At 34.1% G+C, this 10,254-nt stretch carries 9 protein-coding genes; 4 read left to right on the plus strand and 5 right to left on the minus strand.

Annotated elements, in window-relative coordinates; translation table 11 throughout:
• Positions 1–21: 21 nt before the first annotated feature.
• From DPN68_RS11500 to DPN68_RS11510, 3 genes are read left to right on the plus strand one after another with little or no spacing between them, the layout of a single operon-like run.
• Positions 22–525: a hypothetical protein gene (locus tag DPN68_RS11500; protein WP_133256600.1), complete on the plus strand. Its 504-nt coding sequence runs from the start codon at positions 22–24 to the stop codon at positions 523–525.
• 4 nt (positions 526–529) lie between these two features.
• Positions 530–1,327 (plus strand): ABC transporter substrate-binding protein, encoded by a 798-nt coding sequence (locus DPN68_RS11505; protein WP_113989794.1) that lies wholly within the window; start codon positions 530–532, stop codon positions 1,325–1,327.
• Between the two features lie 57 nt (positions 1,328–1,384).
• Positions 1,385–2,170, plus strand: coding sequence for an alpha/beta fold hydrolase (locus DPN68_RS11510; RefSeq protein WP_113989795.1), 786 nt, complete (start codon positions 1,385–1,387; stop codon positions 2,168–2,170).
• Between the two features lie 144 nt (positions 2,171–2,314).
• On the opposite strand, the gene DPN68_RS11515 is transcribed toward DPN68_RS11510, so the two are convergent.
• The 5 genes from DPN68_RS11515 to DPN68_RS11535 all read right to left on the minus strand — a co-directional run bounded on the left by DPN68_RS11515 (position 2,315) and on the right by DPN68_RS11535 (position 9,753).
• Complete coding sequence (locus tag DPN68_RS11515; protein WP_113989796.1) at positions 2,315–2,878, minus strand: helix-turn-helix domain-containing protein; 564 nt, start codon at positions 2,876–2,878, stop codon at positions 2,315–2,317.
• 235 nt (positions 2,879–3,113) lie between these two features.
• The gene (locus DPN68_RS11520) at positions 3,114–5,108 is read right to left on the minus strand and encodes an OmpA family protein (RefSeq protein ID WP_113989797.1); all 1,995 of its coding nucleotides are present in this window, start codon (positions 5,106–5,108) and stop codon (positions 3,114–3,116) included.
• 36 nt (positions 5,109–5,144) lie between these two features.
• Complete coding sequence (locus tag DPN68_RS11525; protein ID WP_113989798.1) at positions 5,145–6,905, minus strand: Ig-like domain-containing protein; 1,761 nt, start codon at positions 6,903–6,905, stop codon at positions 5,145–5,147.
• A 237-nt stretch (positions 6,906–7,142) separates the two neighbouring features.
• Positions 7,143–8,726: an ice-binding family protein gene (locus DPN68_RS11530; protein ID WP_162298418.1), complete on the minus strand. Its 1,584-nt coding sequence runs from the start codon at positions 8,724–8,726 to the stop codon at positions 7,143–7,145.
• 346 nt (positions 8,727–9,072) lie between these two features.
• Entirely contained in the window at positions 9,073–9,753 is a 681-nt protein-coding gene (locus DPN68_RS11535) for a hypothetical protein (protein WP_113989800.1), read from the minus strand.
• Positions 9,754–9,958: 205 nt separating this feature from the next.
• Between DPN68_RS11535 and DPN68_RS11540 the strand changes: the two genes are divergently transcribed.
• Positions 9,959–10,254: transposase (locus DPN68_RS11540; protein WP_162298406.1), on the plus strand; the 296-nt coding region annotated here is incomplete at its 3' end.

The raw sequence follows: 10,254 nt of genomic DNA on the forward strand, positions 1-10,254 counted from the left end.
CAAATTTTAAAAACAGAAAGCATGACTAAAAAAGATTTTTTTAGAATTATCATTAAATTATTCGGATTGTATTCCTTAGTAATTTCCTTATTCACTTTTGTTCCTCAAAATATTTCTAATCTTTATATTTACAGAGATGAATTATCTTTTTTATTGGTGCTAATTGGTTCCTTTTTATTATTGATTGCTTTATTTCTGTTTTTATTATTTCAAACGGATTGGATTATTGATAAATTGAATTTAACTGCAAATTTTGACGACGACCAAATTGTCTTGGGTAATTTAAATACCAATTCCATTTATACCTTTGCGATTATACTTATTGGAGGTTTTATGGTTATTGATAACTTTCCAATTCTTTTAATGGATTTAATCAATGAATTGAAATTACGGACGTCTAATTATAGCATTCCCAATCATGATACAAATTATTTTTGGTTTGCAGTTAATTTTTTAAATGTAATCATTGGCTATTTGTTGGTAACTAATTGCAAATCAATTGCAAGTTTTTTAGATAAAAAATAAATTTGTGACTACTTATATTGACCAACTAGGAACTTCACACACATTCGAATCACAACCCAATCGAATCGTTTCTTTAGTGCCATCACAAACCGAATTGCTCTTCGATTTAGGTTTGGAAGATTCAATTGTAGGAATTACAAAATTTTGCGTGCATCCTGTTCATTTTAAAGTTACAAAAACGATTGTTGGCGGTACCAAAAATATCAAATTCGATAAAATAAAAGCGCTCCAACCCGATATTATCATTTGTAACAAAGAAGAAAATACCAAAGAAATTGTAGACGAACTAAGCCAAATTTGTCCCGTTTGGGTTACTGATATTTACACTATTGAAGACAATTTACAAATGATTTCCGATTTCGGACAATTGTTCAACAAACGCACCGAAGCACAAAAATGGATCGATAAAATCAACTCTGCTTACCAAGATTTCCAACAATTTATTCAAGAGAAACCTATTAAAAAAGCTGCGTATTTCATTTGGGCAAATCCGTATATGGTGGCTGGAAATCACACATTTATTAATGAGTTGTTGAAAATCAATCACTTTCAGAATATTTACGAAGCCAAAGAAAGTCGCTATCCAGAAATTGAATTAAAAAAAATACGATTAGAAGGAGATCCTGATTATGTTTTTTTGTCTTCTGAACCGTTTCCCTTCAAAGACGAACACGCCTTCGAAATTGGACGATTTACGCATCATGCCAAAACCGTTTTCGTAGATGGCGAAATGTTTTCTTGGTACGGCAGTCGGTTGCTAAAAGCATTTGCTTATTTTAAAATTTTACATACCAAAATTTAGAGTTTGTTTAGCATTTGTACCCACTAAAAAGCACTATATTTGGTAAAATTTTAGCTCTTGATAAACTTCACTACATACCAAAACCCTACGACTACAGAGTGGGTTACTTTTGTTCACGGAGCGGGAGGAAGTTCGTCTATTTGGTTCAAGCAAGTGCGCGAATTTCAAAAGCATTTCAATGTGCTTTTACTCGACTTACGGGGACATGGAAGTTCAAAAACGCCATTAAAAAGCGCTATAAAACAAAAATATACTTTCAAAGCAATAGCCGATGATATTTATGAAGTTTTGGAGCATCTAAAAATTGAAAATTCTCATTTTATTGGCATTTCTTTGGGTTCTATTGTCATTAGGCAATTGGCAGAAATGCATCCTAATCGTGTAAAAAGCATGATTTTAGGCGGTGCGATTTTAAAAATGAATTTCCGTTCGCAAGTACTAATGAAATTAGGAAATACGTTCAAATATGTCTTGCCTTATTTGATTTTGTATCGTTTTTTCGCTTTTGTCATTATGCCAAAAAAGAACCACAAACAATCGCGTTTGCTTTTCATCAACGAAGCGAAGAAATTGTACCAAAAAGAATTTATCAAATGGTTCAAACTCACAGCCGAAATCAACCCTATATTAAAATGGTTCCGTCAAGTAGAACTGAATATCCCAACATTATACGTAATGGGTGAAGAAGATTATATGTTTTTACCTTCAGTAAAGCAAGTCGTTGCCAACCACGTTAAAACTGCCGAACTTTTCATCATTCAAAACTGCGGTCACGTTGTTAATGTTGAACAACCTGCTATTTTTAATGAAGCGGTTATTGGGTATTTGAAGGGAAGAAGGTAAATTTTTAATCTTATTGAAAAGTATAGTATTCGAAATACTTTGTGTCCTAATTAAAATTTGTTGTTTAAATAAAATATTTTTAAATTTTTAATACCTAAAAAAATCCGATTTGAAATGTCAAATCGGATGATGTTTTTTTGAATGCTACAAATCTTCTAGCATGATGCGTTTTTTGTATTTCTTTATTTTTTTGAAATAGGTTGGTGTTAAACCGGTTATTCTTTTGAATTGGCTAGATAAATGCGCTACACTGCTGTATTCCATTAGGTGGCTGATTTCGGTAAGCGATAATTCATCATATAAAAGCAGTTCTTTAACTCGTTCTATCTTGTTGATGATGATGTAATTTGCAATTGTAGTTCCTGTAACTTCTGAAAAAAGAGTGGCAAGTTGGTTGTAATTGTAGTTGAGTTTTTCGCTAATGTAATCGGAATAATTGATTTTGGTATTTTCTTCCGAGTAATGAATGAGTTCAATAATGATTGTTTTTGTTTTGGCTATCAATAAAGATTTTTTATCATCTATTAACTCTAAACCTTTTTTCAGAAGTCCTATTCTTAAAAGTTCTCTATCATCGCCGGAAATGTTTTTTTTAAGAGCAACTTCGCCCAAGTCAATAGCGGTATGTTTTAATTTTAACTTGTCAAGTTCTTCTTTTACTGCCATTTTACAGCGAAGCGAAACCATGAACTTTATGTGTATTTTCATAAAAATGTGCGCTAATTAGTTGTTTTTGCGAATGAAATGCAGATTTACACAAGACGCTTTACTAGATTTAGCTTAGTAAAGGTATCTTTATATTGCGGTGCAAAATTAATTTTAACATATGTTTAAGGGTTATATTTTTTTTGGAATTATTTATATATTTCCTCTTGTACAAAAAAAAGAGAACAAAAAAAATCCGTTTGAATGAACAAACGGATTCTTTATATTTTTAAATTGTTTATTTTATAATATCAATAATAACGGTTCTGTTATAAAAACGTTCTTCGGGATATTTATTTTCAAATGGTGCTAATTTTTCATTTTCACCTTCACCACGAACTTGAAACTTCACATCGGTTCTTCCTGATGCAGCAAGACTTTTTTCTAAAATGCTTTTCACATCATTGGCTCTTGCTAAAGATAGGTTTTTGTTGTAGTCAACTTCTCCAATAACATCAGTGTGGCCCGTTATGATTACAGTGCCGTTTTGAGGAATTTTAGGAGCAACAATTTCAGTTAAATATTTATCATAAATATTAATTGCTTTAGATTCATTGAATTCATAAATAACACTAAATCGGATGCTCTCTTCAACCACTGGCGCCACATAAGGTGTTAAAAGCATAGTGCTTTCTTGGTTAATAACCTTTCCTGTTTTAGTTGTTCCTGTCATGATGGTTTTGTAATTGCCTTCTGGTTGGTTACCCATGATTGTTTTTCTAGGAATACTAACTTGTTCCTGCGTATAAGGACCATAGTTTTGCGTTTTTCCTTTTTCATCAATAATTTGTAACGTCCAAAAACTTAAAGTTTCTTCAGCGCCTTTCACATCAAAAATTACATCGTTACTAGGATTTTGATTACCTGTTACGATTTCAATTGGTTTTAAAGGGGCATTTTTTCCACTTTGAAATTCCATTAACAATTCTGGTGAGTTACTTTCGATAGAAACTCTTCTGTCGCCTTCTCTAAGTAATCCAAGTTCTTTTGTACCACCAATTTGTTCTGATGGAACAGCTGGTTTGTCTCTTCCTTCTACGGCAATTCTATTTTCATTGATTTCAAAAACAGTTACCAAATAAGTTTTGATATTTTGCGCCATAACTATACCTTCTTGACGGCCATTTTCTGACGAACCTACCAAAGTAATTTTCGTATTTGGATTTTTAACCATTCGGTCTCCCAAAATATTTAGAATATTGTAATACACTAACATTTGACGTTCCGAACGCCCCGAAACTGTATTTGGCGTTTTGAATTGCACTTGATCTTCTTTGAAATCCTTTACTTCGCTTTTGTTTAATATAACATAGCGATTAGGAATTGCTGTTGAAGTTTCATTAAAAAACACATAATTACGGAGAGGAAATACTTCTCTAACCACTTTTACAGTCGCTACATTAGTAGGAGGAGTGGAAGAAAAAGAAACTTCGCCAGTTGCTGGTGGTTCGATTAATTTACCTTGACCAAATTTCAATACAGCTCCAGCTCGTACAGTAGTTATATTCCAAGTTTCAACATCTCTAGGATTTTGACCAAAGTAAGGATGATAAGCTACAAACGGAGATAAAACGAATTGTGTTTTACTAGTTGTTCCGTTTAAAGGAATATCATAACCCAATCCAATTTGCATGGAAATAATGTTTTTATTCATGTCACTAAAATCACCTTTCACATCAGGATTGGCTTCTTGAAGCGGAAAATTAGGATTTGTTCCTTGTTTGTAAGTAAACGATTTGTCTTGAATAAAAGCAAATCGAGGACCACCATATAAGTAGAAATTAGATTTGAAAGGAGCAAAACGCAAACTAGGTTCAATGGTAATATAGCTCAATTTAGTTTCCAAGTCAGCAGGACAATCACAAGGTGTCATTACTTGATCAAAACTTCCACGACGGCTATCATAACCCGCTTGAAGAATAAATCCAAATCTCGAATCCGGACGGTGATATTCTATGCTTGGTGCAAGAAATAAACCAACACCGTTTCCTTTGTGAAAAGTGGCCAATGGCGTAAAACCTTCATTTAGCATATAAGTAGAACCGCTATAGAAATTAAAATTCGCTCCTGCGGCAACACCAAACATCCAAGAAGGTTTCGTGTATTCTTCCTGAGCATTTACTTTTGTAAAGCTCAACAAGAGTAGCGTAACTACAATTAAAGTTTGTAATTGCAGCTGTGTTATGAATCTCACATTTGGAGACGCAATAGCTTTTGTATAATTTGTTTTCATATTTTATGATTTAGCTATCTTTTGTAAAGACATTTATTATTGAGGAACGTTAATGGTCGTATTAACCATAGTTACCGATGAAATCAACGATAACGCTCTACCGTTCAAAACCGTTTGTACTGCATTACCAGCTGTTGAAATGGAAACCCCTGAATTGGCTATAATTGTTCCAACCATTGTTCCACCACCAGCACCGTTAATAGTTGCTGAACTTCCCACATACCAAAACACATTTTTAGGCAAAGCACCATTAATTAAGATAACACTTTTAGCACCAGTTGGTCCTGCAATTCCTACAGTTAATCCAGCAGCTGTTTGAAAAACCCATACTGCATTTGGATCTCCTTGCGCATCAAGCGTTAAGTTTCCATTTGAAATATTGAACGTTCCACTATCTGATTTGTATACACCAGGCGCTAAAGTTAATCCGCCAAGTTCTCCTGCTCCAGGATCTATTCCGCCTGGCATTGAAGCTGGTGAAATACTTAAATAGGCTGCATTAGCATCTGCTAAAGCTTGTTGTGCAATTGCAAAAGAAGTTGCAGTTCCAGGCATTGGTGGTGCTGTAAAAATAGCTCCTGTTACATTCCCTACATTTAAAGGTGTTTCTGTGTAAATAGCAGTAGCATCATGAAAACCAGTAACTAAAGTTGAAGCTGCAGTTGTTGCAATACTTCCGTTGATTACTGTGTTTATTCCTTGATTCGTAATTCCTGCGTTTCCTCCAAATGCACCAAATGGTGATGCTGAACCTAAATCAGGACCTCCAGAGCTATTTATGGTTGTAAAATTCCAAACATAATTATTAGCAATTGAAACACCAGCCACATTTTTGGCTCCTGTTGTAATTGTAGCTGTGAAAGTTGTATTAGCTAAAAGTGGATTTGCAGGTGTAAAAGACGCCGTATTTCCACTATAACTTACAGCACCTGTAATAGGAGTTGTTCCTTGTTTCAGCGTAAAAGTTAAATCAGTAATGGTTAATGGATCCATTGGCATGTCAAAAGTTGCGGTTACAACTTTATCAACTGAAACTCCTGTTTCATTATTCTCTGGATCGGTTAGAATTACTTTTGGAGCTACAATGGTTCCAGTTGTAAAATTCCAAACATAATCATTGGCTAAACCAACACCAGCCATATTATAAGCTCCAGATGTAACAGTAGCGGTATAAACAGTATTAGCGGTTAAGTTTGCATTTGGAGTAAAAAAGGCTGTATTATTTGAATACGTTACCACACCAGTAATGGTATTAGCTCCTTGTTTTAAGGTAAATGTTGTAGTAGTAATAGTTGCTGGATCCATTGGCATGTTGAATGTAGCGCTAACTATTTTGTTCAATACTACCCCAGTTTCATTAGGTGTTGGACTTGTTGCAATTACGAGTGGTTGTAATGTTGCTCCCGTACTAAATGAAAAGAGATAATCTTCTTGCAGCGCATTTCCTTGTGGATCTTTTACAGCAGTTGTAATTCGTACTACATAAGTAGTGTTTGTGGTTAAGTTTCCAGTAGGAGTAAAGGTAGCAGTAACGCCAGAATAAGTAATTGTTCCTCCAATAGTTGAAGCACCAGTTACGATAAAAGAAGTCGAATTTATTGTCGATGGGTTCATTTCCTCATTGAAAGTAACTGTGATTACTTGGTTTAGAGGAACATTGGTCGCTAAGTCTGCAGGATTTGTTGCAATAACCATTGGGCAAACGCCAACTGTTTCTTGAAAGTCATCATCTGCGCAACCAATAATTAAAGTAGCTAAAACTATCGCAATAGTTACTAGAAAGTTTTTTTGTTTCATGATATTATATTTATAAACAAAGGTCAATTCAAACGAAGGAAATAACGTTACATTTATTAGGATTAGAATTATACATTTCACATGTTAAATATTAAATGCTAACTTGTTGCAGTTGAGGTTAAACGGGTATTAAAAGCATACTGATTAGTATAAAAAACTTTCAATCTAAATAGTAAATTAAAAAAACCACAACAAATTGCTGTGGTTTTTTATTAACTCATAACAGTTAGTTAAAAATTATTTTGCCACCATTCCCCCAAATTGAATGGTTTTGTTCGAGCTATTTATTTTGTAAAAATAAGTTCCCGAAGACAAATTACTTAAATCTAGTTGCATGGTTAAATTTGATAGGGTTACGCGATATATCTCTCTTCCTGAAACATCGTAAATGCTTAATTCAGCGTTATTTAAATAGGATGTATCGTTTAAAGTCAAGTTTATTACATTATTGAATGGATTTGGATAGAAAATAACTGCTTTTTTATGGATAGTATGGTCTATTCCTCCCAATGTTTCACAACCTTCAGTCATAGTTACTGTAACGGCTGCTGTGCTCAAAGCACCAGTTGTAGTCATGGCTCTACCGTCTAATTGAACACCAGTTAATAAGTCAATCGCACCATTGTTACCAATAATAGTTCCTTTAAATTCGGAATAATCACTGATTTCTACTGCACCTTCTATTTTCCAATATACATTTTTAGCTTGCGCTCCGTTAAGAAGCAGCACTTTGGCATACGTACTTGTTGAAAGCGCGCCATTAATTTTAATAACAAAAACCGCATCTGGATTATCTTGCGCATTTAAATAAACCGAATTCGTTAATACAGTAGCGGCATTAAGTAAATAGGTATGTGGTGTTAGTACTAAATCATTACCAAACTGAGCTGGGTATAATAATTCAATGTCATAAGGCAATACATTAAGATAGTTATAGGCAATCAGTAAGTCATTAGCAGCATCAGCCGTTGAAGTATCGGGAATAGGGTGAATTTCTCCAGTAACATTCAATTCATCAAAACCAGTTGTTAAACCTACATTTGTACCCACATCTCCAGTAACAAAGGTTACTCCAGCGTTAGTAACAGAACCGTTACTTGAAAAAATAGCGTAACAAATAGCACTATTAAGATCAGGAGCGGTTGGTCCGTTTAAAACAATACTACCACAACCAATTGGTTTGTAAGCTAAAATACCATCAACCGAAATGGCTCCTGTAGTAGATAAAGCTCTTCCTTCCAATACAGCTCCAGTATTAATATTGATTCCCGCATTATTGGCAACAATTGTCCCTTTCATACTGGTTCCAGTGGCTAAATCTACTAAACCTTCAATTTTCCAAAACACATTACAAGCTTGAGCTCCATTAACTAAACTTACTTCTGAATTAGCAGCAGATGAAAAAGCACCTTCTATTTGAAAAATAAAAACAGCGCTAGGATCATTTTCGGCATCTAATATCAGGTTGAGGTTTAAAGAAGCGGTACTTGGAATAGAATAAATTCCAGCGGTTAGAATTTGTCCGTTTCCTAATAAAGAAGCTGGAAAATAATCAGGAATAGCGCTATTAAGTTCGTTATAAGCTAAAAGTAAATCAGCAGCGCATTGAGCGCTTGTTCCGTTTCCGTCGTGCATTACGCCATCTACATTGCCAAATCCAGTACTTGAACCACTATTGGTTCCTACATTTCCTGTTAGGTGTGTAATACCTGTATTGGTAACTGCACCAACAGATGAAAATAGCACAAAATCTGAAGCCGTTCCCATAGTAGGAGCCTGCCCAAAATGGAATAACGGAATTAAGAATAGCATTATTCCCATTTTTAAAAGTAATTTTTGTCCCATGATATAAGTATCTATTGTAGATTAATTTCTACTTGTCAAAGGTCAACTTATATTCCCTCATGGTTGTTACATAAAAGAGGCATTATGTTACATTGTTCACTTGTTGTGGTTTACAAAAAAATCCGATTTGAAATTTCAAATCGGATTTTTTTAGTTTTACTTTGTGGGCTCGGAATGCAATTCCGCGCTATCGGGTTTTAGTTTTTGGGTGTGGATTGTGAATTTGTGTTATCGGGTGATGATTTGCAAACCGCTGTAATTGGTGCGGGAAACGCACTCCGTCAGTTACTGGCGGAGCCGTCTACTCGATTAGCGGTAGTTTTTATTCGTACATTTTAATTTTATGTTCAATATAATTTAAAGAGTTAATTTCTGAAATGTTAAACCCTTGTTCTAATATATAGTTCATTCTTTCGTTCAGTGAGACTTTAATTCCTTTTTTAATAGTCAAATTCCCGTGTTCTTCATAAGCTTCTGGTAAATAAATGGCAAATGATTCCCCATATCTGAAAGCTCCTACTTGTGTGTCACCATTCGAATTATATGGGTCTAAAAAGAATATGTAATCTTCTGTAGAATCCATTTTACTCTTAGAAAATCCGAATGTGAGTTCAGGAATATCGGAACTATCTTCGTAGCTAGTTAACCAACCAGCTAGATTGTGATAAACATAAAAACTAATGAAGTGGTCAATTTTTATGATTTTCCAATCTCCATGTTCTGCAATTCCAAAATTATATATCTCATATTCTTTATTACCAGAAAGCTCTCCGTAATCATTAATGCCCTTGATAAGGTAACTTTTAGTTGTATTTTTAGTTAGTATAAATCTGTCGTATTGATTACTTTTTATTTCAAAGTGTTTAGATTTAGGTTCTTCTATTGAGGCAGGTGGAACAATATAATGGTGTGTTTTCTCCTTTAACAAACGACTTCCTGGTCCAAATCGAAAATAGAAAAGGACAATTGCAATTACAGCTCCAATGATGATTTTAGGTTCCATATTTAATTACCGCCAACGGTTTGCCGCTTGTGGCAGTTGCGTAAATTTAAGACAAAAGATTACAAGTACAAAACTCCTCGTGGAATTTTCGGAGAAAATTCCGAACGCAAGCCAAGCCTAGCAATTGCTACAAACGGCTGTGCATGTTGCACAACTCAAATATACAAAAACTTGCATAAAAAAGAGATAATTTGTAAATTTATTCATGCAAGGAAAGAAAAGTTTTACCCCACAGTTATTTGTTTCGGTTAATTTGTTGGACATGGTTCCAGTGGATAATTTTTACAGAAAATTGTTAACCGAACTTGATTTACATTTTATTTATAAAGCTACCCAAAAGTATTATGGTAAAGAAGGTCAAGAGAGTATAGATCCTGTTGTTTTCTTCAAGATTTTGTTGGTAGGTTATTTGAATAACATCAACTCCGATAGACAATTAATTGCTTTTTGTAGTGATAGTTTATCGATACGTTTGTTTTTGGGTTATGATGTTCATGAGTC

Origin of the sequence: Flavobacterium tibetense (assembly GCF_003293845.1) — a bacterium.
In the GTDB taxonomy this organism is placed as follows: domain Bacteria; phylum Bacteroidota; class Bacteroidia; order Flavobacteriales; family Flavobacteriaceae; genus Flavobacterium; species Flavobacterium tibetense.